This is a genomic window from Caballeronia sp. A2-2, from assembly GCF_057612605.2.
The window spans coordinates 262,376-287,227 of the sequence record NZ_CM172588.1 but is presented as its reverse complement, the minus strand read 5'-3'; the positions used below and the strand labels follow the sequence as shown (position 1 = coordinate 287,227).

At 63.5% G+C, this 24,852-nt stretch carries 25 protein-coding genes; 15 read left to right on the top strand and 10 right to left on the bottom strand.

What is annotated here, in order from left to right; all coding sequences use genetic code 11:
* Window position 1: 1 nt before the first annotated feature.
* The 3 genes from msrB to ACZCWR_RS17565 form a co-directional block, all read right to left on the bottom strand.
* Window positions 2-505, bottom strand: coding sequence for a peptide-methionine (R)-S-oxide reductase MsrB (gene msrB / locus ACZCWR_RS17575; protein ID WP_487304263.1), 504 nt, complete (start codon window positions 503-505; stop codon window positions 2-4).
* Between the two features lie 69 nt (window positions 506-574).
* Window positions 575-1,336 (bottom strand): ABC transporter permease, encoded by a 762-nt coding sequence (locus ACZCWR_RS17570; protein WP_487304262.1) that lies wholly within the window; start codon window positions 1,334-1,336, stop codon window positions 575-577.
* Window positions 1,333-2,259 (bottom strand): ABC transporter ATP-binding protein, encoded by a 927-nt coding sequence (locus ACZCWR_RS17565; protein ID WP_487304261.1) that lies wholly within the window; start codon window positions 2,257-2,259, stop codon window positions 1,333-1,335. Before ACZCWR_RS17565 ends, ACZCWR_RS17570 begins: the two co-directional genes overlap by 4 nt.
* 90 nt (window positions 2,260-2,349) lie before the next feature.
* Here ACZCWR_RS17565 and ACZCWR_RS17560 point away from each other — a divergent pair, with 90 nt between their 5' ends.
* Window positions 2,350-2,829: a 2,4'-dihydroxyacetophenone dioxygenase family protein gene (locus tag ACZCWR_RS17560; RefSeq protein WP_487304260.1), complete on the top strand. Its 480-nt coding sequence runs from the start codon at window positions 2,350-2,352 to the stop codon at window positions 2,827-2,829.
* A gap of 24 nt (window positions 2,830-2,853) precedes the next feature.
* On the opposite strand, the gene ACZCWR_RS17555 is transcribed toward ACZCWR_RS17560, so the two are convergent.
* Window positions 2,854-4,011 (bottom strand): DUF2827 domain-containing protein, encoded by a 1,158-nt coding sequence (locus ACZCWR_RS17555; protein ID WP_487304259.1) that lies wholly within the window; start codon window positions 4,009-4,011, stop codon window positions 2,854-2,856.
* Entirely contained in the window at window positions 4,008-5,150 is a 1,143-nt protein-coding gene (locus ACZCWR_RS17550) for a DUF2827 domain-containing protein (protein WP_487304258.1), read from the bottom strand. The genes ACZCWR_RS17555 and ACZCWR_RS17550 overlap by 4 nt, the downstream gene beginning before the upstream one ends.
* A gap of 392 nt (window positions 5,151-5,542) precedes the next feature.
* Here ACZCWR_RS17550 and ACZCWR_RS17545 point away from each other — a divergent pair, with 392 nt between their 5' ends.
* The 10 genes from ACZCWR_RS17545 (at window position 5,543) to ACZCWR_RS17500 (ending at window position 14,413) form a co-directional block, all read left to right on the top strand.
* Complete coding sequence (locus ACZCWR_RS17545) at window positions 5,543-6,409, top strand: 3-hydroxybutyryl-CoA dehydrogenase (protein WP_487304730.1); 867 nt, start codon at window positions 5,543-5,545, stop codon at window positions 6,407-6,409.
* Window positions 6,410-6,523: 114 nt separating this feature from the next.
* A complete protein-coding gene (locus tag ACZCWR_RS17540; RefSeq protein WP_487304257.1) occupies window positions 6,524-7,438 on the top strand; it encodes a LysR family transcriptional regulator in 915 nt (304 codons plus the stop codon).
* A gap of 176 nt (window positions 7,439-7,614) precedes the next feature.
* Window positions 7,615-7,869, top strand: coding sequence for a YXWGXW repeat-containing protein (locus ACZCWR_RS17535; protein ID WP_487304729.1), 255 nt, complete (start codon window positions 7,615-7,617; stop codon window positions 7,867-7,869).
* 261 nt (window positions 7,870-8,130) lie between these two features.
* Window positions 8,131-8,736 (top strand): RNA polymerase sigma factor, encoded by a 606-nt coding sequence (locus ACZCWR_RS17530; RefSeq protein WP_487304256.1) that lies wholly within the window; start codon window positions 8,131-8,133, stop codon window positions 8,734-8,736.
* Window positions 8,733-9,167, top strand: a complete 435-nt coding sequence (locus ACZCWR_RS17525; protein ID WP_487304255.1) for a hypothetical protein — start codon at window positions 8,733-8,735, stop codon at window positions 9,165-9,167. Before ACZCWR_RS17530 ends, ACZCWR_RS17525 begins: the two co-directional genes overlap by 4 nt.
* Window positions 9,164-9,643 (top strand): periplasmic heavy metal sensor, encoded by a 480-nt coding sequence (locus ACZCWR_RS17520; protein ID WP_487304254.1) that lies wholly within the window; start codon window positions 9,164-9,166, stop codon window positions 9,641-9,643. Before ACZCWR_RS17525 ends, ACZCWR_RS17520 begins: the two co-directional genes overlap by 4 nt.
* Window positions 9,644-9,700: 57 nt before the next feature.
* Window positions 9,701-11,143, top strand: a complete 1,443-nt coding sequence (locus ACZCWR_RS17515) for a DUF1800 domain-containing protein (protein WP_487304253.1) — start codon at window positions 9,701-9,703, stop codon at window positions 11,141-11,143.
* 4 nt (window positions 11,144-11,147) lie between these two features.
* Window positions 11,148-12,296 (top strand): DUF1501 domain-containing protein, encoded by a 1,149-nt coding sequence (locus tag ACZCWR_RS17510; protein ID WP_487304252.1) that lies wholly within the window; start codon window positions 11,148-11,150, stop codon window positions 12,294-12,296.
* Between the two features lie 169 nt (window positions 12,297-12,465).
* Window positions 12,466-13,644, top strand: coding sequence for an AI-2E family transporter YdiK (gene ydiK / locus ACZCWR_RS17505; protein ID WP_487304251.1), 1,179 nt, complete (start codon window positions 12,466-12,468; stop codon window positions 13,642-13,644).
* Between the two features lie 196 nt (window positions 13,645-13,840).
* Window positions 13,841-14,413 carry a DUF6572 domain-containing protein gene (locus tag ACZCWR_RS17500; protein ID WP_487304250.1) on the top strand — a complete coding sequence of 191 codons (573 nt, stop codon included), beginning with the start codon at window positions 13,841-13,843 and terminating at the stop codon, window positions 14,411-14,413.
* Window positions 14,414-14,523: 110 nt separating this feature from the next.
* Here the strand turns inward: ACZCWR_RS17500 and ACZCWR_RS17495 are convergent, their stop codons facing one another.
* Window positions 14,524-16,221 carry an AMP-binding protein gene (locus ACZCWR_RS17495; protein WP_487304249.1) on the bottom strand — a complete coding sequence of 566 codons (1,698 nt, stop codon included), beginning with the start codon at window positions 16,219-16,221 and terminating at the stop codon, window positions 14,524-14,526.
* Window positions 16,222-16,268: 47 nt separating this feature from the next.
* Window positions 16,269-17,405 (bottom strand): acyl-CoA dehydrogenase, encoded by a 1,137-nt coding sequence (locus ACZCWR_RS17490; protein WP_487304248.1) that lies wholly within the window; start codon window positions 17,403-17,405, stop codon window positions 16,269-16,271.
* A gap of 123 nt (window positions 17,406-17,528) precedes the next feature.
* Between ACZCWR_RS17490 and ACZCWR_RS17485 the strand changes: the two genes are divergently transcribed.
* Both ACZCWR_RS17485 and ACZCWR_RS17480 read left to right on the top strand, forming a co-directional pair.
* On the top strand, window positions 17,529-18,575 hold the full coding sequence (locus ACZCWR_RS17485) for an AraC family transcriptional regulator (RefSeq protein WP_487304247.1): 1,047 nt from the start codon (window positions 17,529-17,531) through the stop codon (window positions 18,573-18,575).
* Window positions 18,576-18,627: 52 nt separating this feature from the next.
* On the top strand, window positions 18,628-18,786 hold the full coding sequence (locus ACZCWR_RS17480) for a hypothetical protein (protein ID WP_487304246.1): 159 nt from the start codon (window positions 18,628-18,630) through the stop codon (window positions 18,784-18,786).
* A 6-nt stretch (window positions 18,787-18,792) separates the two neighbouring features.
* On the opposite strand, the gene ACZCWR_RS17475 is transcribed toward ACZCWR_RS17480, so the two are convergent.
* Both ACZCWR_RS17475 and ACZCWR_RS17470 read right to left on the bottom strand, forming a co-directional pair.
* On the bottom strand, window positions 18,793-19,470 hold the full coding sequence (locus tag ACZCWR_RS17475) for a hypothetical protein (RefSeq protein WP_487304245.1): 678 nt from the start codon (window positions 19,468-19,470) through the stop codon (window positions 18,793-18,795).
* Window positions 19,471-19,721: 251 nt separating this feature from the next.
* A complete protein-coding gene (locus tag ACZCWR_RS17470) occupies window positions 19,722-21,017 on the bottom strand; it encodes an MFS family transporter (RefSeq protein ID WP_487304244.1) in 1,296 nt (431 codons plus the stop codon).
* Window positions 21,018-21,231: 214 nt separating this feature from the next.
* Between ACZCWR_RS17470 and ACZCWR_RS17465 the strand changes: the two genes are divergently transcribed.
* Window positions 21,232-22,254: a DUF2891 domain-containing protein gene (locus ACZCWR_RS17465; protein ID WP_487304243.1), complete on the top strand. Its 1,023-nt coding sequence runs from the start codon at window positions 21,232-21,234 to the stop codon at window positions 22,252-22,254.
* Window positions 22,255-23,088: 834 nt separating this feature from the next.
* Here the strand turns inward: ACZCWR_RS17465 and ACZCWR_RS17460 are convergent.
* A complete protein-coding gene (locus ACZCWR_RS17460; protein WP_487304242.1) occupies window positions 23,089-23,409 on the bottom strand; it encodes a YnfA family protein in 321 nt (106 codons plus the stop codon).
* 82 nt (window positions 23,410-23,491) lie between these two features.
* On the opposite strand from ACZCWR_RS17460, the gene ACZCWR_RS17455 reads away from it, so the two are divergent.
* Window positions 23,492-24,847, top strand: coding sequence for an MATE family efflux transporter (locus ACZCWR_RS17455; protein ID WP_487304241.1), 1,356 nt, complete (start codon window positions 23,492-23,494; stop codon window positions 24,845-24,847).
* Window positions 24,848-24,852: the final 5 nt, after the last annotated feature.

Genomic DNA, 24,852 nt, shown 5'->3' with positions numbered 1-24,852 from the left:
ATCAGGAATCGGACTGTCGAAAGACGAGCGCCGCGCCATTGAGGCAATAACGCAGACCGGTCGGTTTCGGACCGTCATCGAAAATATGGCCGAGATGGCCGCCGCAGCGACGGCAATGCACTTCGATCACCGGCCTGCCGGTATCTTCCGCGCCGTGCGTGGACACCGCGCCGTCCATCGGCTTGAAGAAGCTCGGCCAGCCCGTGCCGCTGTCGAACTTCGCCGTCGATGAAAACAGCGGTGCGCCGCACCCCGCGCACTGGAACACGCCGCTTCTGCGCTCGTTGAGCAACGGGCTGGCGAACGGCGGCTCGGTCGCGCCGCGCCGCAACACGCGAAATTGTTCGGAGGAAAGCCGGCGACGCCAACCGGCATCGGTATGACGGACCGCATCGGACGAAAGCGGCTGTAGCGCGGTCTGGTCGCGCCACGCGCTCGGACCGCCTGTAAAGCTGGCTGCGAATGCGCCGAAGAAAGTCCGTTTCGTGCGTTTCAAGGTTTTCATCCGAAGAACGCCTCTTGTGCTGACGGCGCTCTCAGGCGCCGGTTTCGGTTGAAAAACGCCGTCGGACCGTCAAGTCTTGAGCCGGTAACCCGTCTTGAAGATCCACGCGACGATCGCGACGAACACCGCGAGAAAAACCACGGTCATGCCGAGGCTCACGCCGACATGGACATCGGCGAGGCCGTAGAAGCTCCAGCGAAAACCGCTGATCAGATACACCACCGGATTGAGCAGCGCCACGGCTTTCCAGAACGGCGGCAGGATGTTGATCGAGTAAAAGCTGCCGCCAAGAAACGTGAGCGGCGTGACGATCAGGAGCGGAATGATCTGGAGTTTTTCGAATCCGTCCGCCCATATGCCGATGATGAACCCCAGCAGGCTGAATGTCACCGATGTCAGCAGCAAAAACACGATCATCATCACCGGATGATCGATTCTGAGCGGCACGAACAAGCGCGCCGTCGCCAGAATGATGAGCCCGAGAATGATGGACTTGGTCGCTGCCGCGCCGACATAACTCAGCGCCAGTTCGAAGTACGACACCGGGGCTGACAGCAATTCGTAAATCGTCCCGGTGAACTTGGGGAAATATATGCCGAACGAAGCATTCGCGATACTTTGCGTGAGCAGCGACAGCATGATGAGCCCCGGCACGATGAACGCGCCGTAGCTGATGCCATCCACCTCCGGAATGCGCGAGCCAATGGCCGCACCGAACACGACGAAGTAGAGCGACGTAGAGATCACCGGCGACACGATGCTCTGCATCAGCGTGCGACCGGCGCGTGCCATTTCGAAGCGATAGATCGCGCGGACTGCGTGTAAATTCATTTGGGCTCCCTGACGAGACTCACGAAAATGTCTTCCAGCGAGCTTTGCGTCGTCTGCAAGTCCTTGAAGCGCACGCCGGCTTCGTCCACATGGCGCAAGAGCGCGATGATGCGGCCCGGCTCGTCGTGCGAGTCATACGTATAGGTCAGTTCGTTGCCGTCGTTGGACAGCGCGAGCCCGTAGGCGGCAAGCGGCGCGGGCACGGCATCGAGCGCGTGTTCGAGTTGCAGCGTGAGCTTCTTCTGCCCGAGCTTGCGCATGAGTTCGGCTTTCTCCTCGACCAGCACGATCTCCCCGCCATTGATCACACCGATCCGGTCGGCCATTTCCTCCGCTTCCTCGATGTAATGCGTCGTGAGAATGATGGTGGTGCCGTTGGCGCGCAGATCGCGCACGAGGTTCCACATGTCGCGGCGCAGTTCCACGTCCACGCCTGCGGTGGGTTCATCCAGAAAGAGAATCTCCGGCTCGTGCGCGAGCGCCTTGGCGATCAGCACGCGCCGCTTCATGCCGCCCGAGAGCGTCATGATCTTGTTGTCCTTCTTGTTCCACAGCGACAGCGCCTTCAAGACCTTTTCGATGTGCGCCGGATTCTTCCCGCGCCCGAACAAACCGCGGCTGAAGGACACCGTGGCCCAGACGGTTTCGAACGCGTCGGTGGTGAGTTCCTGCGGCACGAGACCGATCATGGCGCGCGCGGCGCGATAGTCCGTGACGATATCGTGACCCGCGACGGTGATACGCCCTTCGCTCGGATTGACGATCCCGCAGATGGTGCTGATGAGCGTGGTCTTGCCCGCGCCGTTCGGCCCGAGCAACGCGAAAATCTCGCCGCGCCGGATTTCCAGATTGATGTTGGAGAGCGCGCGGAAGCCCGACCCGTAGGTCTTGGACAGGTTGGATACATCGATGATGGCTGGCATGGCGTGGACGATAGCAGATAAGGCCGCGTTCGGCTGAAATCGCCGACTTCGTTTGGTTGCCTACAATGTCCGGCTGATCAAGGAGCCGACATGCTGTTCGAACACATCCAGACCGCCTGCCTGAACGACGCGGACCTGCCGTGGATTCCCTTCACGCCCTACAGCGAGCGCGTGCTCGTCAAATACTTCAAGCTCGATCCCATTCGCGGCGAGACCATCGCGCTGATGAAAGCGCCCGCGAAAGGCGAGATGCCGCGTCACCGGCATACGGGCACGGTGATCGTCTACACGGTGCAGGGACGATGGAAGTATCGCGAGCATGAGTGGATCGCGGAGCGTGGGAGCATCGTGTACGAAACGGCGGGGTCGAGTCACACGCCCGAAGCGGTGACGGCCGCGCCCGGCGAGGAGGACATCGTGACGCTGAACATCATTCAGGGCGAACTCTTGTTCGTGAACGATGCCGGTCAGATCTTGGCCGCGGAAGATTGGCGAAGCGGCTGGGCGCGTTATCGCGCGTACTGCGAAGCACATGGACTGACGCCGCGCGATCTCACCGCATTCGGTTGAGACGCGCGGCGTCGGGCGTTCAAGTCAAGGCTTGATGAACAGCGCGTCCATGGCGTCGGAGTAGGCGCGGACGTTGTTCTCGTACAGCGGGTCGAGCGTGCGCAGGAACGCGTTCGCCGTCGCACGATACGCGGACAAGTTTGCATCGTGCTCGCTGAACGCGCGCAGCAGCGCGCGGCCGCCATCCTCGCAGTCGAAGCCGTCATAGCGGTAGCCGCAATCGCCGATCAAATCCGAGTTATGGATGAGCGGATAACCGCCATACAACGCTTCGTAGTAAAGATAATTCTGCGCGTTTTCCCATTGATGACTGATGATCGCATCGATGCCGCGTGCCACGATCTGCGCGAACGGAAAGCGGTCTTCGAAGGACGCGAGCTTGTGCTTCACGAGATCGAGACTTTTCGCGAACTCGACGAAGGTCGGCTGATCCCGCAGCTTCTGCGTGCCATACACGCGCACGGCGTCGATAAAAGCCGGATTCACGCGATGCGCGCTTTCGCAACTCAGCAACGGAATGTAGCTCGTCTTCACCATCGAGACGTTCGGTTCGAAGACACCGATGGTCCAGCGCGGCTTGCCCGGCTCGTAGCCGAAGCTGAATTCCGGCGGAATGTTCTTCGCGTCCTGCTCCAGCAGCATCGGACTCCAGATATGCGGCACGATGCGCACCGGCGCGCGCCCGATCGTTCGAAAGTACGGCGCGCAGGAGCGTTCGTATTCGGGAATCGTCCACACTTCGTCGTACGGCACTTGCGCGGCAAGACCCGCTGGCGGCAGACCGAACACCATGCGTTCGATATCGAGCACGTAGTCGTTCCCCACTCGCAGCGAGACGATACGCCCGCCACGCTCGCGAAACTTCACGACCCATTCGCGCCCCAACTGCGCATGCAGTTCGATGATGACATCCAGCCGGCCGAGCGCCGTTTCCGGCTCGATGATCGGCGCGGGCGCGTCGGCCATGAAGCGCTTGGCGTCCTCGCGCGTGCCGGTGCCGCTCGCGACCACATAGACCGCTTCCACGCGCGGCGAACGCGCGAGCAGTTGAATCAGGAACAGCGCGTTCTGCGCGATGCCGCTTTCGAACATCGACTGCCCGCCGCTGCGGACGTGCACCGTCACACCCACACGCAGACGGCGCGACGCGTTCTTCTTGCTGCCTTGATTGACGGAGCTCATCGTGCCGCGCTCCCGTTGGCATTGGGATGGTTCCAGAGATGCATGAGGCGTTCTGCGTAGGCGTCGAGATTGGCGGGGTTGAACGGATTCACGGATTCGATCACTTGCGCCGCGCGACTGCGATACGCATCGAGATTCGCGTCGTGTTCGGCGAGCGCGCGCAACAACTGGCGCGCGCCTTCCTGCGCGTCGAAGTCGGGATAGTAGTAGCCCGCATCCTTGAGCCACGGCGAATTGTGGATCAGCGGATAGCCGCCGTACAAGGCATCGAGATAGAGGTAATTCTGATCGTTGGCCCATTGATGCGAGACGATGGCATCGCCGTGCATGGCCATGAACGCGGCGACGTCATGCCGCCCTTCGAACATCGCGCGATGATCCCTCACGAGATCGAGCGAATTGGCCAGATAAAGCAGCGTCGGATGATCCTTCATGTGGAAAGTGTTGAGCGCGACCATCATCGACACGCTCTCGCGGTCGGCGCGATACGCTTCCTCGCAGATCAGCATGGGAATGCTCGCGGTCTTCTGCACCGAGATGTTCGGCTCGAAGATGCCCACGCGAAACGACCGCGTGCCCGCTTCCGCGCGCGTGCGGTACCCGAAGCGATGCCCGTGCTGCGCCACATGCTTGACGCGCGCGTCCAGAAACTGCGGATGCCAGATATACGGCACTTCGAACACGTCGCAGCGATGCAGCGTGCGCATGAGCGGCGCGGATGGCGCGTCCTTCGAGAGCAGCCAGATTTCGTCGCAGCGATCTGGGCGCGACATGCTGCCGCCCTTCTCGAACACCGCGGATTCGGTCAGCCCGAGATACGGTTGCCCGCACACGTGATACGCCACCTTGCGGCCACGCGCGCGCATCAGGTCGAGCCAGCCCACATCGAGCGCCCCGCCCATTTCGATGACCACATCCACCGCGTCGGTGGCATCGCGCGGACTGATGATGCGCAACTGCTTGCCGGCGGCATCGACTTCCTGCGGCAAAGCGTGCAGCGCGCCGACATCGATCAGCACGACCGATTCCACGAAAGGCAGACGCTGAAACAGTTCCGCCAGAAAGACGATGTTCTGGCCCAGCCCGTTCGACCAAATACTTTGGCCTTCGTAGCTGACCATCGAAATGCCGATTCTCATTGACCTGCTCTCACTTCGAAAACGTCTTGCGCGGCGAGCGGCAAGACGGTGTCGCGCGCGTCCTTGGAAACAGACGACGCAACCTTGTTGGATGTTCCCGCGATTCCTGCAACGATGCGCGCGCCGGACCTGGCACCAACGCGAACTTTCGTGTTCCTACGAAACATGCCGGATATCGGAATAATCCGCATGTGGCGCGCGATTCTAACAACCGGCCGCGCCGGACTCATCGATGAATCGAGTGTAGGTCAAACTTTAGGAAAAATCGGAAGCTCGCGTGAGTTCACGAATCGGTGCGGGACTTTTGCGCTGGTTAGAATCGAGGACGGAAATACTCGCGGCAATTAGCGACTTTTCGATCTTTCTATCCATCTGTCGAACAGCAATACGAACTGGAGGAGCACAGCATGAGCATTCAGACCGTCGGCATCGTCGGGGCGGGCACCATGGGCAACGGCATCGCGCAGGTGGCGGCCGTCGCGGGGTTCAAGGTCATCATGATCGATGTCACCGACGCCGCGCTCGCCAAAGGCGTCGCCACGCTCACGGGCAGTTTGGAGCGGCTCGTGTCGAAGGACAAGTTGCAGGCGTCCGTGCGCGATGCGGCCATCGCGAACATCGAGACTTCGACGGATTACGCGCGGCTGTCCGCCGCCGATATCGTGATCGAGGCGGCGACGGAAAACGTCGAGCTTAAGCATCGCATCCTGAAGCAGATCGAAGCTGCGGCGCGCGCGGATGCCATCGTTGCGTCGAATACGTCGTCCATTTCGATCACCGCGCTCGGCGCGACGCTGGCCGCGCCGGAACGGTTCATCGGCATGCACTTCTTCAATCCGGTGCCGCTGCTGCAACTCGTCGAAGTCATTCGCGGCGTGCAGACGAGCGACGCCACCTTCGACGCCGTGCGCGCGCTGACCGAGAAGCTGGATAAATCGCCGATTGGCGTGCGCAATTCACCGGGTTTCGTCGTCAACCGCATTCTCGTGCCGATGATCAACGAAGCGTTCTTCGTGCTGTACGAAGGCGTGGCGAGCGCGGAGGAAATCGATGCGGGCATGAAGCTCGGCGCGAATCATCCGATCGGGCCGCTGGCGCTGGCGGATTTGATCGGGCTGGATGTGTGTCTGTCGGTGATGGATGTGTTTTTGAAGGACTTCGGCGATTCGAAATATCGTGCTTGTCCGTTGTTGCGGGAATTGGTGTCGGCGGGACGGCTGGGGCGGAAGACGAAGCGCGGGGTGTATCGGTACGATTGAGATTGATTGCGTCGTCATCCTGATGATTTTTTCAGGATGCGGCACGATGTCGATGGACCGCATCCGCATCGTGCCGTACCATCCCTCCACCGAACTCGTTCGATGGAGCCGAACATGTTGTCCGAGGACGAACTCGCCCTGCTCGACGCCATCCGTTCGACGGGCAGCCTTTCGCGCGCGGCGGCGCGGCTCGGCAAGGCGCCATCCACGGTTTCGCACGCCGCGCGTCAACTCGAAACGCGCTTCGACGCGTTGTTGTTCGACCGACGCCGCTATCGCCTGCAACTCACGCCCGCCGGTCATCTGCTCGCCGACGAAGCCGCGCGTCTCATGCTCGATGTCGGCCGTCTCGCGCAACGTGTCAAGCAAATCGCCAGTGGTTGGGAAGACCGTTTGTGGATCGTGTGTGATGAAATCCTCGAATTCGAGACGCTGCTGCCGGTCGTGCAGGCGTTCGATGCGCTCGGCTCCGGCGTCACGCTGCGCATCACGCACGAAGTGCTGTCCGGCACGTGGGAAGCGCTGCGCGACGGGCGCGCGGATCTGATCGTCGGCGCGACCAACGAGCCGCCCGCGATTCCCGGCCTGCGCTGGTTCGAACTCGGCGTGATGGAGTGGGTGTTCGCGGTGGCGTCGCGGCATCCGCTTGCCAATGAAAAAACGCCGCTGGCGCGTGAGCAGATCGCGGCGCATCGCGCGGTAGTGGTCGCAGATTCGTCGCGGGCGGCGGGACGCGCGTATGGCGTGCTCGGCGGACAAAGCGCGCTCGCGGTGCCGAGCATGCGCGCGAAGATTCTGGCGCAACGGCAAGGGCTCGGGATCGGCTGGGTGCCGAGGCATCGCGTGTCGGGGTTGCTGGCGCGCGGGGAACTCATCGAGAAAGAAACCGCCGATCCGCGCGAGCCGAACGTGCTCTATGTCGCGTGGCGCGGCGATCACGAAGGCCGCGCGCTGCGCTGGTGGACCGAACAATTGCGGCAGGAACGGCTGGCGCAACGTCTGGTCGATGGCATCGACGGATTCGCCTGAAGGCATCGTAAAACCTGGTTACAACTTCCTGCGCGTCTCACCGACGGATCGCGCACCCGCGCTGCGTTCAAGTTCCTGTCGCAACCAATCATCGACGGGAAAACAACATGACGAGAACGCTCAAGTCTCTGGCGCTCGGCGCGCTGATCGCGCCGCTGTTCGCCGGGTCCATTGCGATGTTCCACAGTCCGGCGGCGAATGCGCAAACCGTCATCATCGCGCCGTCCGCGCCGCCGCCGCTGCGTGTCGAACCGCCGCCTCCGCCGCGTGCGGGTTATGTGTGGGATCAGGGTCATTGGCGCTGGGCGGGCGGCCGTTATGCGTGGGCGCCGGGCCACTGGCAGCCGGTACGCACGGGTTATCGCTGGATTCCCGGGCATTGGGCCGCGCGCGGTCCGGCCTGGCGCTGGGTGCCGGGACACTGGGCATAAGCAGTTTTTAGCAGGAGACCAGCGCCGCCCGCCCGCGTCGTTCGCGGGAGAAGCGGCGGCGCCCCATCATACGAATGAATAATCGAGGTGCATCATGTTGAAGACGCTTGCAGTGCTGATGCTCGCCACGGCGATGCTCACCGGCTGCGTCGTCTATCCGGCGCATCCGGCGTATTACCGGTCGGGCGTGGTCGTGTATTGAGGCGGGGATCGTGACGAACACGATGCCGTCCTCCGGGCGCAACGAGAACCGACAAGACATTGAACGAAGAACAAGATCCGGATATCGCGCTCATTGCCCGCGTGGGCAAGCGGGAGCCGGGAGCGGTTCGCGAAATCGTCGCGAGAAAGCTCCCGCGCATCGTCGCGCTCGCGGCGCGCATGCTGGGCGATCGTGACGAGGCCGACGACGTGGCTCAAGAAGCGTTCATGCGCATCTGGAAGATCGCGCCGGACTGGCGGCGCGGCGAGGCGCGTTTTGATACGTGGCTGCATCGCGTGACGCTCAATCTTTGTTATGACCGCTTGCGGCGGCATCGCGAAGTGACGCTCGCTGACCCGGATGCAATGCCCGAACAGGTCGATCCCGCACCGCTGCCCGAAGAACGGCTCGATGCTGCGGGCACGCGCGTACGGATCGACCAAGCGCTCGCCCGTTTGCCCGCGCGTCAGCGTGAAGCACTCGTTTTGCAGTATTACCAAGACATGCCCAATGCGCAGAGCGCCGCGCTGATGGGCCTGAGCGTCGATGCGCTCGAAAGCCTGCTCGCCCGCGCGCGCCGCAATCTCAGGACCGCGCTCGCGGACCTGGCGCATACGCGGCCCGACGATCCCAACGATCCCGATGCCGCAAGGAAAAGCCGATGACACCCGAACGATTCCGCCGCATCACCGAGGCTTACGGTGCGTCGCCCGAACGCTGGCCGCAGGCGGAACGCGCCGCCGCCATCGCCCTCATCAAAGCGCGCGACGCCGATGCACTCGCCGCGCTCGCCGATGCCCGCGTGCTGGACGACGCGCTCGAAGCCTATTTCGTCACCGCGCCGGATGCGGCAATGACGCGGCGCATCGTCGCGTCCGCGCCGGTGCTGCGTGACAAGCCGTTGTGGCGGCGGCCTCGGTTGTGGTTCTCGGGCGTGGGCGTGGTCGGCGCGGGCGCGGCGGGGGTCGCTGCGGGCGTGCTGATCGCGTCGTTGCTGGCGCCGGTGCAGAGTGCGCAGGCGGCGCATGGCTGGTTCGAACAATCGTATTCGGGCACCGCGTTCGGCGGCGCGCCGGACGACTGGAGCGATCAATGAGTCCACGCTTCATCAAGACGGTCGCGGTGGTTTCGCTCGTGCTGAATGTGTTCCTGATCGGCTCGCTGGCGGGCGGCGCGTGGCGGTTGTTTGCGCATCGGCAAACGCAAGCCGAGCAACAGCGCGGCATTCGCTTTGCGGCGGCGGACTTGTCTGCCGACCGTCAACAACAATTGCGCGATGCCTTGCGCCACGCACGTCGTGAAAGCCTGCCGCTGATTCGTCAGGCACGCGATGCACGCATCGATCTCGCGCACGTGCTCGCCGCGCCGACGCTCGACCGTGCCGCGCTGGACGATGCGCTCAACCGCGCGCGCACGGCCGACGTGACCCTGCGCGCGCGTGCGGAAAACGCCGTGGCGGATTTCGCCGCGACGCTCACGCCGGAAGAACGCATGAAGCTCGTCGGCGCGATGGAGCGTTACGGTCCGCTGCGCGCCGTGCCGCCGGACGAGCGGCCGGACAAGCAACAGTGAATATGCGCGACAGATTCCCGCGCCCGAGCCGTTAAACGAAAGAAACCGGGAGCCATCATGGCCATCGCGCCGACACTCACGCCCGCCGCCATCGCGGTGAATCGCTTCGGACTCGGCGCGCGTCCCGGCGATGCGTTGCCGTCCGATCCGCGCGGCTGGCTCATCGAACAGACCGATGCAGCACGCGGCACCTATCAACCGATGCCGCCTGCACTCGCCGCGCAGCCATCGAGCCTCGCGCTCGCGGCGCAGTTCGTCGAGCGAGAACGCGCGTTACGCGATGCCCGCGCCAACACCGACGACAAAGATAAGGACAAAGACAAGAAAGACGTCCGCAAGCAGTACGCCGAGCAAATCCGCGATGACTACCGCGCCGCCGTCGATGCCCGCGTCACCGCCGCGCTGACCACGAACGCGCCCTTCGTCGAACGGCTCGTGCATTTCTGGGCGAATCACTTCGCCATCTCCACCGAAAAGCCGCCGGTCACGATGCTCGCCGGTTCCTTCGAAAACGAAGCGATCCGCCCGCATGTGCTGGGCCGTTTCGAGGACATGTTGATTGCCGTCGAGCAGCATCCGGCGATGCAGATTTTTCTCGATCAACCGCGCTCGGTCGGCCCGGACAGTCCCGCAGCCACGCGCGCCGCGCAGCGCGATCCCGACAACAAACGCGGCCTCAACGAGAACCTTGCGCGCGAGATCATGGAACTGCACACGCTCGGCGTGCGCAGCGGCTACACGCAAACGGACGTCACCGAATTCGCGCGCGCGCTCACCGGCTGGAGTCTCGGCGTGATGGGTCCGAACGCGGGCCAGAATCCGAACGATCCCGCGCTGCCCGGCCAGTTCGTGTTCCGCCCGCGCGTGCACGAACCCGGCGTGCGCACGATCACGAACCGGCAATACGCGCAAACCGATGTCGCGCAGCCGCTCGCCGTGCTGCACGATCTGGCGAGTTCGCGGGCGACGGCGCATCACATCGGCGAAAAACTGGCGCGTCACTTTGTTTCGGATACGCCGCCGCCGGCGCTCGTCGACCGGCTTGCAAGCGTGTTCAACGAAACCGGCGGCGATTTGCCGAGCGTGTATCGCACGCTGGTGGAATCGCCGGAAGCGTGGTCGGGCACGGCGGCCAAGTTCAAGACGCCGTGGGAATGGACGATCTCGTCGCTGCGCGGACTGGGCCGCATCGATCTGCACGGCATTCAGGCCGCACCGATTCTCACGCAACTCGGCCAGCAAACGTGGCGTCCCGGCTCGCCCGCCGGTTACGACGATATTGCCGCGAGTTGGGCCGCGCCGGATGCGCTGGTGCGCCGCGTCGAGATCGCGCAGCGTTTCGCCGCGCGCACCAGCGACCGGCTCGATGCCCGCGCGCTCGGTCCGCAATTGCTGCCCGGTTCCTTGTCCGATGCCACCGCCATCGCCGTGTCGCGCGCCGAAAGCGCCCAGACCGCGCTCGCGCTGCTGCTCGTATCGCCCGATTTCTTGAGGAGATGACCCCATGACCACGCGTCGCCGATTCCTTCAGTGCGCGGGCGCAGGCGCAGGCGCGATGCTCGTCGCGCCGCGGCTCGTGCTCGCATCGGCCGAAACCGAGAAGCGCTTCGTGTTCGTGATCCAGCGCGGTGCGGCGGATGGGCTGAATATCGTCGTGCCTTATGGCGATCCGGCTTATGCCGCGTTGCGCGGGCCGCTGGCGATCGATTCATCGAGCGCGATCAAGCTCGACGGCATCTTCGCGCTGCATCCGTCGCTGGTGCAGACCGCGCGGATGTATCAATCGAAGCAGGCGATGTTCGTTCACGCGGTGGCTTCGCCCTATCGTGAGCGCTCGCATTTCGACGGCCAGAACGTGCTCGAAACCGGCGGCATGTCGCCCTATCAGATGAAAGACGGCTGGCTGAACCGCCTGCTTTCGATGCTGCCCGCCCCGCGCGCGGATGCCATCGCGTTCGCGCCGACCGTGCCGCTCGCGCTGCGCGGACGCGCCGAAGTCACGTCCTACGCGCCGTCTTCGCTGCCGCAAGCGCCGGACGATCTGCTCGCGCGCGTCTCGCAACTCTATGCGGGCGATGCGCAACTCCATCCGCTCTGGGATGCCGCGATGCAGGCGCGCGGTCTCGCCGCCGATGCGGGCGCGCGGCAAGATCCGGCGAGTCTCGGCAAGCTAGCGGCGAGCTTTTTGAACAAGCCGGATGGCCCGCGCATCGCGATGATCGAAACCGGCGGATGGGACACGCACAGCGCGCAGAACCCGCGCCTCGCCGCGCAACTGAAGGCGCTCGACACGATGATCGCCGCGCTCGCCGATGGTCTCGGCGCGAACTGGACGAACACGACCGTGCTCGTCGCGACCGAGTTCGGCCGCACGGCGGCGGCGAACGGAACGGGCGGCACGGATCACGGCACGGCATCGGCGGCAATGATTTTCGGGGGCGCGGTGGCGGGCGGGCGTGTTCTAGCGGACTGGCCGGGACTGTCGGCCGGCGCGCTCTATCAATCGCGCGATCTGAAACCGACGACCGGGCTGGATGCGGTCATCGCGAGCGCGGCGGGCGAAACGTTCGGCGTGGAGCCGCGCCGCGTCGCCTCGACCTTGTTTCCGGAACTGGGCACGCAGCGCTTCGGGCAGCGCATTCTGCAAGGGTGACGAAAGGCGCGCGCGGGCGCGTCGATTTCACCGGGTTTGCATCAAAATTTTTTAGTAGTATGGACTGCAGAGCCGGTATGATGCCCGCCCGGGTTAAGGCCTGCCGCGCCTGCTCGCCGCACTTCCCCGGCACCGCCGCATCGACCGCGCCTCGATCCCACACAAGCCCATGTCCACGCCCCCGCCCTCCGACGATCAACTGAACACGCATCCGCGCCAGACGCTGGATATCGCGCGCATCCTGCTCGTCATCACGATTCTGGCGGGGCTGACCATCGGCAGCCTGTACGTGCTGCGGCCGTTCCTGCCGGGCCTCATCTGGGCGACGACGATCGTGGTCGCGACCTGGCCATTGATGCGCGCCGTGCAACGCCGCTGCGGCGGACGACGCTGGTTGGCCACCGCCGTGATGCTGCTCGTGCTGCTGATCGTGATCGTCCTGCCGCTCTACGAAGCGATCTCGACGCTCGCGCTGCACGGCGGCGAAATCATGTCGGCCATCAAGAGCCTGCCGACCTACGCGCTGCCGCCGCCGCCGGACTGGGTGCACGATGTTCCGGTCGCCGGCCAGCGCGCGGCGACCGAATGGCAATCGCTTTCGGACGCAGGTCCCGGCGGGCTGCTCGCCAAGCTGGAGCCGTATGTCACGGTGGCCGCGCGCTGGATGCTCTCGCACGCGGCAGTCGTCGGCGTGTTCGTCATGCACATGGCGATCACGGTCGTCATCTCCGGCATTCTGTATATGCGCGGCGAAGCGGCCGGACATTACGTGATGCGCTTCGCCACCCGTGTCGCGGGCACGCGCGGGGCCGAAGCCATCAAGCTGGCCGGGCTCGCGGTGCGGGCGGTGGCGCTCGGCATCGTGGTGACGGCGGTCACGCAGTCGGCGTTGGGCGGGATCGGATTGTGGATCGCGGGCGTGCCGGCGGCGGGCGTCATCACCGCGATCACCTTGATGTTGTGCCTCGCGCAGATCGGCCCGCTCCTGCCGCTGATCGGCGGTGTGGCTTGGCTGTTCTGGCATGGGTCACACGTCGCAGCGATCCTGCTGCTGATCTGGTCGATCATGATCGCCATGCTCGACAACTTCCTGCGCCCGATGCTCATCAAGCGCGGCGTGAATCTCTCGATGCTGCTGATCCTGTCCGGCGTGCTGGGCGGCATGTTCGCGTTCGGCATCGTCGGGCTGTTTATCGGGCCGGTGATTCTGGCGGTCACCTCCGCCATTCTCAATGCGTGGATCAACGAGCAGCCGCCCTTGCCGCAAGTGGAAGCGACCAGTGGCGAAGCCATCGCCGAAGGCAAGGCAGACGCGACATTGGCCGATTTATCCAGAAGACAATCCTGAATTAATTCTCAAACAAATCCTAATTTGAAACGGCGTTTTATACTCAATCGGAATATGCCGAAAATCGAATTTAAGACTCTTACGAAAATAGGATTTTAAAAGAGATAACTCAAAGTTTCACGGTTATTTACACCCGATTAATCCGTTACAATGCGTTCCTTTGATACTTGCCCATTACGGGCGCAGGGGAATGACCATGTCAGTGCGCGACGTGGACGCCATCGATTATGTCGGGGTGAATGTCCTATTACGGAAAGTGTTTATTGGCATTTTCGACGAACTCGACTGGCAGGACGATGCAAGACATCGTGAACTGCTGACGCGGAAAATCGACCATTGCCTTCGCTATATCCGATCGGGTCAACTTTTGTTGAATTATCCGAAAGTGCGCGGCTTCGATGTCGCGATCGAATATGTGTCGTCGAAACCGATGACGCAAGCCGGCATGGAATTTCTGCGAACCCGCGAACGCGTGATTCGGCTGGCCGGTTTCGATGTTCGAACGCGGGGCGTGGATGTGCGGCATTCGCTCGGCATCAAGGTCGAGGAAATCGTCGAGCCGGAGCTGGCCGCGCCCGAAGCGCTGGTCGAGCCTGCGCCGCTGATGGTGGAACGCGTCGAAGTCGAAGTGCTCGATGCCGAACCGGTGCCGCGTATCGGCGATCTGGCGGGCGTGTCCTATTTGCCGCCGCCGTCCTCCGTTCCGCGCAACCGCAAGGTGCTGCCGGTCCTCACGCGCTTGTCGGTGCGCCGCGCGGCCGTGCATTGACACGGGCCATCGGGGCCGCGCGAAAGCGCAACCGGGCGGTTCCGAGTCTGATCATTGCGCATGCTCGTCATGAAAACGGCGAGACCTGAATTCGGGTCTCGCCGTTTTTTTCATTGCCCCGCGCGAAGCTCCGGGAAATCCTCCTCCCAGAATTCGAACTCGCCGCGCGCGCCGTCCTGTGCGCGCGCCGCTTCCTGCCTGCGCAAATCGACGCGGCGAATCTTGCCCGAGATGGTCTTCGGCAACTCCGCGAACTCCAGACGACGAATCCGCTTGTACGGCGCGAGCCGTTCGCGTGAGAACGCAAACACGCTGCGCGCCAGTTCCGGTCCGATCGAATAACCGTGACGCAGCGTGACGAACGCCTTCGGCACGGACAAACGCAGCGGATCGGGACTCGGCACGACAGCCGCTTCCGCGATCGCTTCGTGCTCGATCAGCACGCTTTCGAGTTCGAACGGGCTCAACCGGTAGTCCGACGACTTGAACACATCGTCCGCGCGGCCGACGTAGGTGAAATAGCCATCGTCGGCGCGCGCGGCGACATCGGACGTGCGGTAGAAACCGCTGCGCATCGCGTTCTGCGTGGCGGCGGGATTGTCGGCGTAACCGGTCATCAATCCGAGCGGCGGCGGATCGAGCGTCAGTGCAATTTCACCTTCCTCCGCTTGCGCGCCTTCCGGGTCCAACAACGCTACGCGGTAACCAGGCAGCGGACGGCCCATCGAACCCGGCACCAGACGCTGACCCGGCGTATTGGCAATTTGGGCCGTGGTTTCCGTCTGCCCGTAACCATCGCGGATCGGCACGCCCCACGCGGCCTGCACGCGCTCCACCACTTCCGGATTGAGCGGTTCGCCCGCCCCGACGATCTCGCGCAGCTTCACCGCGTACGCGCCGAGCGGTTCCTGCACGAGCATGCGCCAGACGGTCGGCGGCGCGCACAGCGTCGTCACGCCGTGTTCGACGAGCGCTTCGAGCGTGCGCACGGCATCGAAACGGCTGAAATTGCGGATGAACACGCACGCCTGCGCATTCCACGGCGCGAAGAAGCAACTCCACGCATGCTTCGCCCAACCCGGCGAACTGATGTTCCAGTGCACGTCGCCGGGTTGCAGGCCGATCCAGTACATCGTCGAGAGATGGCCGACCGGATAGCTTTGATGCGTATGCTCGACGAGCTTCGGCTTCGATGTCGTGCCGGACGTGAAGTAGAGCAAGTAAGGATCGCTGGCGCGCGTGACTGCGTCGGGCGTGAAGTCAGGCGACGCTTCGTACGCATCGTCGTAAGCCAGCCAGCCCGTGCGCGCACCACCCACCGCGATGCGCAGCCCCGGCACTTCAATGCCCTCGAACTTCGCGGTCTCGCCCGCATCCGCGATCACATGCTGCACACGCCCGAGCGCGATGCGATCGCGCAAATCGCCCGGCGCCAACTGCGTGGTCGCGGGCAGCACGAGCGCGCCGAGCTTCATCGCGGCGAGCATCGTTTCCCATAACTCGACGCGGTTCGGCAGCATCAACAAAATGCGCTCGCCACGCGCGACGCCCAGCCCACGCAGATGATTCGCCACCCGCGCCGAACGCTCGCTCATCTGCGCGAACGAAAGCCGCGTGGCCGCGCCGCCGTCATCGACGATATGCAGCGCGGGCGAATCGTTGCCGCGCGCCATCGGATCGAAATAATCGAGCGCCCAGTTGAAGTCGCCGAGCACGGGCCAGCGGAAATCGCGATACGCCGTGTCGTAATCCGTGCGATGCGCCAGCAGAAAGTCGCGTGCTTCGATGAAGGGCTGAGCCGGGTTCATTGCGTCTCCATGAGTTTTTATCGGACTGCCTGCCGAGCGAAACGCAATCAAAGATTGCGCGCGATCACCATGCGCTGCACTTCGCTCGTGCCTTCGTAAATCTGCGTGATGCGCGCATCGCGATAATGCCGCGCCACCGGATAGTCCTCCAGAAAGCCGTAGCCGCCGTGAATCTGGATGGCATGCGTGCACACGCGTTCGGCCATTTCGGACGCGTACAGCTTGGCCTGCGACGCCTCCGACAGACACGGAATGCCTTCGGTACGCATGCGTGCCGCGTGCAGCACGAGCAGGCGCGCGGCGTTGAGTTGCGTCTGCATATCGGCGAGCATGTTGGCGACGGACTGATGCTCGCGGATCGGCTTGCCGAACTGCACGCGATCCTTCGCATACTCGCGCGATGCATCGAACGCCGCGCGCGCGATCCCCAACGCCTGCGCCGCGATGCCGATGCGCCCGCCCTCCAGATTCGACAGCGCGATCTTCAGGCCCTCGCCGCGCTGGCCGAGCAGATTGGCGGCGGGAATCGCGCAATCATCGAAGGTGATCGGACACGTATCCGACGCGCGGATGCCCAGCTTGTGCTCCGGCGCGCCCACGTTGAAGCCCGGCGTGTCCGTCGGCACGATGAACGCGGACAGGCCGCGCTTGCCCGCGTCCGGGTCCGTGACGGCGAAGACGATCGCCACGCCCGCGCGCTTGCCGTTCGTCACGAATTGCTTGCTGCCGGACAGCACCCATTTGCCATCGCGTTCGACCGCGCGCACGCGCAGGTTGTTGGCTTCGGAACCGGCCTGCGGCTCGGTCAGGCAGAACGCGCCGATCACTTCGCCGCTGGCCAGACGCGGCAACCATTCGGACTTCTGCGCGTCGGTGCCATAGGCGAGGATCGGGCCGCAGCCGACCGAGTTGTGCACGCTCATCATGGTCGCGCAGGAGGCGCAGCCCGCGGCGATCTCTTCCATCGCGAGCGCGTAGGCGGTGTAGTCGCTGAAGGTGCCGCCGAGTTCGGCGGGCACGACCATGCCGAGCAAACCGAGTTCGCCCAACTGACGCACGATGTTGTCGGGAATCGCGCCGTCGCGGTCCCACTGGCCGGCGTTCGGCGCGAGCACTTCGGTGGCGAACTGGCGCGCCGCGTCGCGGATCATGCGTTGTTCTTCGCTGAGAAAGCTGTCGATCATGTCATGCACCCAATGTCTGTGTGGCGAGGCCTCGCCATCCCGGCGCACCGGTTCGATTACACTCTTTCGCCGATGCCGCGTGCCTCATGGGCACGAGTCTAGGCAATCTCCCGACCGTGGCCGATGCCCGAAACGATCACGCTAACTGAGCGCTTTCGCCACCTAGTGACAACCCGAACCTTTCGAAAAGACATCGAACGCGACTCGATTTCGGCGAGTCTCGTGGAGGCGGCATTGCAGTGCGCCGAGGCGCGCGGCGTGTCGCGCGAGACTTTGCTCGATGCGAGCGGCATCGCCCTCGATGCGCGCGTCACGCCCGCGCAGTACGGGCGACTGTGGCACGCCATCGCGGATGCGCTCGACGACGAATTCTTCGGCCTCGACCGGCATCCGATGCGGCGCGGCAGCTTCGTGCTGATGTGCCACGCCGCGATCGGCGCGCGCGATGGCCGCGAGGCGTTGACGCGGATCACGGGCTTCCTGCGGCTGGTGCTTGACGAGTTGAAGCTGGAGGTCGATATCGACAAAGCGCGCGTGCGGATCGGGTTCAACGATGGCATCGCGCCGAAAAGCGCCTTCGCTTATGCGACCGCTTTCATCCTCGTCTATGGATTGCTGTGCTGGCTGCTGGGGCGGCGCGTGCCGCTGCTCGCGGCGCATCTGCGCTGCCCGGAACCGGACGCCAGCGACGAATATCGCCTCATGTTCTGCGACGCGTTGCGCTTCGACGCGCCGCGTTCATTCGTCGATCTCGCGCCGGATTGCGCCTCGCTGCCAGTCGTGCAGAACGCCACGACGCTCAAGACCTTCCTGCGGCGCGCGCCCGCGAATTTCATCGTCAAGTATCGGAATCCGGAATCGATAGCGGCGCGCGTGCGGGCGCGTTTGCGGGAGATCGCGCCCGCCGACTGGCCCGAAGCGGACCCACTTGCCGCCACGCTCAACATGGCCGAAGCCACGCTCAGGCGGCATCTCAAACAGGAAGGCGAAACGCTTCAGTCGATCAAGGACGCGCTACGCCGCGATCTCGCCATCGCGCGGCTGGCCGAGACGCGCGAAACCGTGCCGCAGATCGCGCATGCGCTCGGTTTCGCCGAGCCGAGCGCCTTTCGTCGCGCTTTCCGCCGATGGACCGGCGTGCGCCCGACCGACTACCGCCGCGCGCGCTGAAATAAAGGCGCTGATATATTGAGCCATTCGATGACTGATCGCGGAGCGCACCATGACGAAGGCACGTCAAGAGCAGGCGAAAGACCCTCATCCCGTCGATGAAGACGCGCTGCTGGACGAGGCGCTTGAAGAAACCTTTCCGGCCAGCGATCCGATTGCCGTGCATCCCGAACCGGAAACGGAAGACGAACGGCGCGGCATCAAGAAGTAGAACGGATCAGCCGAAATCGCCCGGATTCGCATCGTCCGGGCCGGACAGCAGCGCGACGAGCTTTTCCACATGCTGATGCAGCAGCTTCACGTGCTTGTCGACCTGTTCCAGGCGGCCTGACAGATCGGCCTTCGCAGCTTCGCTCATGCGGTCGGAGGCGAGCAGTTCATCGGCCTTCGGCTGCATGGCTTCGACCTGAAGCAACTGAAGCTGGCGCTCCAGACGCCGCAAATCCTGCGACAGCAATTCCCGGTTTTTCCTGAACAGCAGATCGCGCCGATTCGCTTCGGCCTGCTGCTGCGCCTGATCGGCGACGCGCCGCGTGGCTTCGGTCTGCGACAGCAACGGTTCCGGCCCGCGCAACACCGAGCGCTTGGGTTGCGGATGCGCCGTACCCCGAAAAATCGCCACCGGCGATTCTTCATCGAGCGCGCGTTGCGCTTCGGGCGGAATTTCGTCGCGGTCGCGGCGTTCGTCCATCCAGTGCGGCGGCAGTCCCGTCACCAGTTCGATGCCGCGCACGAATTCCTCGTTGAAATCCCGCTGTCCCGCGACGATCAGCTTCATGAAGGTCGGCGAGAAACTCATCATGCGCGCAAGACGTCCCGCGCCGCCCGGCGTTCCGACCAGGACGTTGAGATTGGACCGCCAGACAAGAAAAAGCGTTTCGTCGAAATCTTCCATGAACAAGCTCCGGGCAGGCTAACCGACACGCCGAGTGCGTTCATCGCCGTTGTGCGCACGAACATCGCGCGCAAGTGCATGCGTTTTGAGGGAAAGAGGCGCTCGGGCGAGCGCCGCGCATGCATACCGCATAAAACACCATACTACCGTTACGAGCAAGTTGAGCAGACAGTAAGGGTTCGCGCTAATGGAAATCCTGACTGAAGGCAATCATCGGATCTAAAGAAGCGCGTTCCCAGCCAATCGCTATTTTAAGGCTCGTTGCGCAAATAGCCTTCCTTGCTCGGATCGAGCATGCGATACGACACGACGAGCGAGATGGCGCACATCACCGTGACATACCAGAAGAAGGCCGATTCGCTGCCCGCCTGCTTGAGCCACAGCGCGACATATTCCGCCGAGCCGCCGAACAGCGCGTTGGCCACCGCATACGACAAACCCACGCCCAGCGCGCGCACTTCCGGCGGAAACATTTCCGCCTTGATGAGCCCGCTGATCGACGTATAGAAGCTCACGATCGCCAGCGCGATGACCACGAACACGAACGCCATCACCGGGCTGGTGACGCCGGACAGCGCGTGCAGCAGCGGCACGGTGCAGAGCGTGGCGAGCCCGCCGAACCAGAGCATCATGCGGCGTCGCCCGATGCGGTCGGACAGCGCGCCGAACGCCGGCTGCATGATCATGTAGACGAACAGCGCGCCGGTCATCACGTTGCTGGCGGTCTTGGCGTGCATGCCCGCCGTGTTGACCAGATACTTCTGCATGTAGGTCGTGAAGGTGTAGAAAATCAGCGAGCCGCCCGCCGTGAAACCGACCACGGTCATGAACGCGGCCTTGTGCTGCATGAGTCCGCGCAGCGTGCCCGCTTCCTTGCGGCGACGCGTTTCGGCGGTGGTGGTTTCATCGAGCGAGCGGCGCAGATACAGCGAGATGAGCGCCGCGCACGCGCCGACGAAGAACGGCACGCGCCAGCCCCACGCCTTCAGTTCTTCGGTAGACAGAAACATTTGCAGGACGACGAGCACGAGCAGCGCGGCGAGTTGCCCGCCGATCAGCGTCACGTACTGGAACGATGCGAAGAAGCCGCGCCGCCCCTGCAACGCCACTTCACTCATGTAAGTCGCGCTGGTGCCGTATTCGCCGCCGACCGACAAACCCTGGAACAAGCGCGCGATCAACAATAGGAACGGCGCCCATGCACCGATCGACGAATACGTCGGCAAGAACGTGATGACGAGCGAGCCGCCGCACATCATCAGCACGGAGATCATCATGGCGTTGCGTCGGCCGTGTTTATCGGCGATCCGCCCGAACAGCCAGCCGCCGATGGGACGCATGAGAAAGCCCGCCGCGAACACGCCTGCGGTGTTGAGCAATTGCACCGTCGGATTGCCGCCGGGGAAGAACGCCGCCGAAAAATACAGCGCGAGGAACGAGTAGATATAGAAATCGAACCATTCGACGAGATTGCCCGACGAAGCGCCGACGATTGCGAAGACGCGTCGCCGGGTGTCTGCTGCGGTGTACACGGGAAGGTCGGTCATGTGTGTGTTCTGGTGTTGTGCTGTGTTGTGCTGATGGTCTCGGTTCGGCCGATGGCCGCCGGACGCGCTCGCCCGCGTCCGGCCCGAAGTTTATACGACGAGTTCCTTACGCGCTTCGATGGAAAAACCACTTAAGGGATTACCCTTATCGATTCGTTTTAACGAGTTTTTATCGATAAAGTCTCATGATCGCAGCCTTTAGCCGGGAATGAAGATGAGCCAAAATCAATCGGTAGAACTCGACGAAGCTCTTGCCTCGAAGTTCGCGCGCGTGGCGCTCGGGCATCTGACGCGCGAGTATCCGAACAAGCTCGATCACGTCATGGCGAGCGCCGCCGACGTGCAAAGTCCGCGCGCGCTGCATCCGATTTTCTATGGCAGCTTCGACTGGCATTCGTGCGTGCATGGTTACTGGCTGATCGCGCGGTTGTACGAACGGTTTCCCGGCATGCCCGAGGCGCCGTTCATTCGCGCGGTCATCGACGAGCATTTCACGGTGGAGAATGTCGCGGCGGAAGTGGCGTATCTGGATCGGCCGGCGGCGCGTGGTTTCGAACGTCCGTATGGGTGGGCGTGGCTGCTTGCACTCGCGGGCCAGTTACGCTCGATGCATTCGGACGATGCCGCGCGCTGGTCCGCCACGCTTGCGCCGCTCGCCGATGCGTTCGTCGCGCGTTTCGCCGAATTCCTGCCGAAAGCGACTTATCCGTTGCGGGTCGGGACGCACTTCAACATGGCGTTTGCGTTGACGCTTGCGCTCGGTTATGCGCGGGCATCGGGAAACACGGAGTTCGAACGCTTGCTGACCGATACCGCCACGCGCTGGTTTCTCGCCGATGAAGCGTGTCAGGCGTGGGAACCTGCGGGCGACGAATTTCTCTCGCCTTCGTTGATGGAAGCGCGGCTCATGCGTGACGTGTTACCCGCCGATGCGTTCATCGACTGGTTCGGGCGCTTTCTGCCGCGACTCGCGCAGCGCGAACCGGCGACGGTTTTCGCGCCTGCCACCGTGACTGATCGCAGCGACGGCAAGCTCGCGCATCTCGATGGCCTGAATTTGAGCCGGGCGTGGTGTCAGCGCAGCATCGCGCGGATGTTGCCGGTGGGCGATGCGCGTATCGGGGTGTTGCTGGCTAGCGCGGAGGCGCATCTGGTTGCGGGTATCGCGCATGTGGCGGGGGATTACATGGGGGAGCATTGGCTGGCGACGTTCGCGCTGCTCGCGTTGGAGGCGTGATGGTGCGTTCTGTTTTTTTGTCGAGCAAAGGGCTGCTGGTGTTTGTGTCTTTATTGCAGTAGCCGCCTCCCCGGCGGGGGGGTAACTTTCTTTGCTGCTGCAAAGAAAGTCACCAAAGAAAGCAGCTTTTACCCCCATGCACGATGGCTGGAGAGGGTTGGTCTGGATTAACCGATGCAGTGGCCGCAATAGGGCTTCCCTCGGTTGGTTAAGCGTATGGGCAACCTCGCGATTACGCGCTCGGATAATCAACGGTTAGTGGATCGCGCTCATTCTTTCGGCCATGCGCTGCGCGCGCCGAGAGCTTTAGAACGGAATCCCGCAGCGTATCAGCGCCCAGCCACCTCACGCTTCTCCGCTAGATTGCTATTCGGCCCTACCTTGGTTAGTGCTCCGACAAAAGGTGACTGGCGTTGGTGTGCGAGCTTTGCCCAGAAGTGCTTACCAAGGTAGGGCCCAATGGGAGAGGTGCGATGCGGTGTGATGTGGCTGGACGCTGATACGCTGCGGGGTTCCATTCTTACGTTCTCGGCGCGCGAAGCGCATGGCCGAATGAATGAACGCGGTCCACTAAGGCCAAAGGATTCGAGCGCGCAATCGCAAGGTTGCCTAATCGACTCGTTATGCGTGGCAAGTCCTATTGCGGCCACTGTATCGGTTAATCCAGACCAACCCTCTCCAGCCATCGTGCATGGGGTAAAAAGCTGCTTTCTTTGGTGACTTTCTTTGCAGCAAAGAAAGTTACCCCCCCGCCGGGGAGGCGGCTACTGAATAAACCAAACAAACAAGACAAGCCCCTTGCACGAAAGAAAAGAACCAAACCCCGTCTACACATCACACCCGCGGTTGGAACGCGATCACACCCATGCCAACAAGCGCGATAACCGCGCCCGCCAAATCCCACGCCGTAGGCCGAATCCGATCCACCGCCCAAAGCCAACCGATAGCCACCCCGATATACACCCCGCCATACGCCGCGTAGACGCGCCCCGCCGCCGCATCGTGCAGCGTCAAAAGCCACGCGAACAGCGCGAGCGACAACGCGCCCGGAACGAGCAGCCACGACGACCCCCCCTCCTTGAGCCATCGATACGGAAAGTAGCAACCGGCAATCTCAGCCACAGCAGTAACGACATAGAGCAGAAAAGTTTTCATAAGCGCATGCGCATTCGGTCAGTCCGACGCGTATTCTCGCGGATCGACACGCGGGTTGCACAGTCAGTCAAGGCTCGCGAGAATGTCGCCTTCTTCCTTCCCGGATACCTCATTGACCGCCGCCCTGCCCGTCAACTGGCACAAGCGCGTGCTGACGCTGGCCTTCCCCATCGTCCTCGCCAATCTCACGCAGCCGATTTTGAGCGCGGTGGATACCGCCGTCGCCGGTCATCTCGACGGTCCGCAATATCTGGGCGGCGTCGCGCTCGGCGGATTGGTGTTCAGCTTCGTGTTCTGGGGCTTCGGATTCCTGCGCATGGGCACCACCGGACTCGTCGCGCAAGCGTTCGGCGCGCGCGATGACGCCGCCCTGCGCGCCAACGTGCTGCGTGCGCTTCTGCTGGCGCTTGCCATCGGCGCGGCGGTGCTGGCCTTGCAGATGCCGATCATCACGTACGCGCTCAAAGCGCTCGGCGGAAGCGACGCCGTGCGCGACACGGCCAGCGCCTACAGTCACGCGCGCATCTGGGCCGCGCCGTTCGCGCTCGGCAATTACGTCGTGCTTGGCGCGCTGCTCGGTTGTCAGCGCGTGCGGCTCGCATTGCTCACGCAGGTGTTCATCAACGCGGTGAATATCGTCGAGGTGCTGCTGTTCGTGTACCGGTTCGGCTGGGGCATCGCGGGTATCGGCGCGGCGACGGCGGCGGCGGACATCTGCGGCTTCGCGCTGGGCCTTTCGATTCTCTGGCGTCTGCGTCCACACGGTCTGCCGCCGCTCGCTGCATCCACCTTGTTCGATGCCCACGCAATCCGGCGCCTCATCGCCATCAATCGCGATATTTTCGTGCGCACGCTCTGCCTGCTCGGTTCGTTCGCATGGTTCGCGCACATGGGCGCGTCTCAGGGCGATGCGATCCTCGCCGCCAACGCGCTCCTTCTGAACTTCCAGACCTTCATGGCTTTCGGGCTGGATGGCTTCGCGCACGCCGCCGAAGCGCTGGTCGGCGCGGCGGCGGGCGCGCGCGACCGTCACGCGTTCCGTCAGGCCGTGAAGGTGACCATGCTCTGGGCCGTGATCGGCGCGGCGGCCTTCTCGGTCGCGTTCTGGTGCGGCGGCACGTGGATCATCGACGCATTGACGGATCAGGCGATCGTGCGCAGTACTGCCGAGCGCTTTCTGCCGTGGGCCGCGATCTCGCCGCTCGTGTCGGTAGCCGGGTTTCAGCTCGACGGCGTGTATATCGGCGCGACGCGCACGCACGAACTGATGAAGGCGATGGCCGTGTGTCTCGCGATTTTCGCGCTGGCCGCGTGGGCGCTCGTCGGGCCGTTCGGCAATCACGGGCTATGGCTGGCGCTCATCGTGTTCATGCTGGCGCGCGGCGTGACGCTGCTGGTGCAGTTGCCAGCGGTCGAACGCGCGGTGTGCGGAGCGTGATCCGA

What these genes read in the sequence shown, in the direction of transcription:
- msrB (WP_487304263.1), bottom strand. Translation starts at nt 505, where the DNA reads ATGAAAACCTTGAAACGCACGAAACGGACTTTCTTCGGCGCATTCGCA.
- ACZCWR_RS17570 (WP_487304262.1), bottom strand. Translation starts at nt 1,336, where the DNA reads ATGAATTTACACGCAGTCCGCGCGATCTATCGCTTCGAAATGGCACGC.
- ACZCWR_RS17565 (WP_487304261.1), bottom strand. Translation starts at nt 2,259, where the DNA reads ATGCCAGCCATCATCGATGTATCCAACCTGTCCAAGACCTACGGGTCG.
- ACZCWR_RS17560 (WP_487304260.1), top strand. Translation starts at nt 2,350, where the DNA reads ATGCTGTTCGAACACATCCAGACCGCCTGCCTGAACGACGCGGACCTG.
- ACZCWR_RS17555 (WP_487304259.1), bottom strand. Translation starts at nt 4,011, where the DNA reads ATGAGCTCCGTCAATCAAGGCAGCAAGAAGAACGCGTCGCGCCGTCTG.
- ACZCWR_RS17550 (WP_487304258.1), bottom strand. Translation starts at nt 5,150, where the DNA reads ATGAGAATCGGCATTTCGATGGTCAGCTACGAAGGCCAAAGTATTTGG.
- ACZCWR_RS17540 (WP_487304257.1), top strand. Translation starts at nt 6,524, where the DNA reads ATGTTGTCCGAGGACGAACTCGCCCTGCTCGACGCCATCCGTTCGACG.
- ACZCWR_RS17535 (WP_487304729.1), top strand. Translation starts at nt 7,615, where the DNA reads ATGTTCCACAGTCCGGCGGCGAATGCGCAAACCGTCATCATCGCGCCG.
- ACZCWR_RS17525 (WP_487304255.1), top strand. Translation starts at nt 8,733, where the DNA reads ATGACACCCGAACGATTCCGCCGCATCACCGAGGCTTACGGTGCGTCG.
- ACZCWR_RS17520 (WP_487304254.1), top strand. Translation starts at nt 9,164, where the DNA reads ATGAGTCCACGCTTCATCAAGACGGTCGCGGTGGTTTCGCTCGTGCTG.
- ACZCWR_RS17515 (WP_487304253.1), top strand. Translation starts at nt 9,701, where the DNA reads ATGGCCATCGCGCCGACACTCACGCCCGCCGCCATCGCGGTGAATCGC.
- ACZCWR_RS17510 (WP_487304252.1), top strand. Translation starts at nt 11,148, where the DNA reads ATGACCACGCGTCGCCGATTCCTTCAGTGCGCGGGCGCAGGCGCAGGC.
- ydiK (WP_487304251.1), top strand. Translation starts at nt 12,466, where the DNA reads ATGTCCACGCCCCCGCCCTCCGACGATCAACTGAACACGCATCCGCGC.
- ACZCWR_RS17500 (WP_487304250.1), top strand. Translation starts at nt 13,841, where the DNA reads ATGTCAGTGCGCGACGTGGACGCCATCGATTATGTCGGGGTGAATGTC.
- ACZCWR_RS17495 (WP_487304249.1), bottom strand. Translation starts at nt 16,221, where the DNA reads ATGAACCCGGCTCAGCCCTTCATCGAAGCACGCGACTTTCTGCTGGCG.
- ACZCWR_RS17490 (WP_487304248.1), bottom strand. Translation starts at nt 17,405, where the DNA reads ATGATCGACAGCTTTCTCAGCGAAGAACAACGCATGATCCGCGACGCG.
- ACZCWR_RS17485 (WP_487304247.1), top strand. Translation starts at nt 17,529, where the DNA reads ATGCCCGAAACGATCACGCTAACTGAGCGCTTTCGCCACCTAGTGACA.
- ACZCWR_RS17480 (WP_487304246.1), top strand. Translation starts at nt 18,628, where the DNA reads ATGACGAAGGCACGTCAAGAGCAGGCGAAAGACCCTCATCCCGTCGAT.
- ACZCWR_RS17475 (WP_487304245.1), bottom strand. Translation starts at nt 19,470, where the DNA reads ATGGAAGATTTCGACGAAACGCTTTTTCTTGTCTGGCGGTCCAATCTC.
- ACZCWR_RS17470 (WP_487304244.1), bottom strand. Translation starts at nt 21,017, where the DNA reads ATGACCGACCTTCCCGTGTACACCGCAGCAGACACCCGGCGACGCGTC.
- ACZCWR_RS17465 (WP_487304243.1), top strand. Translation starts at nt 21,232, where the DNA reads ATGAGCCAAAATCAATCGGTAGAACTCGACGAAGCTCTTGCCTCGAAG.
- ACZCWR_RS17460 (WP_487304242.1), bottom strand. Translation starts at nt 23,409, where the DNA reads ATGAAAACTTTTCTGCTCTATGTCGTTACTGCTGTGGCTGAGATTGCC.
- ACZCWR_RS17455 (WP_487304241.1), top strand. Translation starts at nt 23,492, where the DNA reads ATGTCGCCTTCTTCCTTCCCGGATACCTCATTGACCGCCGCCCTGCCC.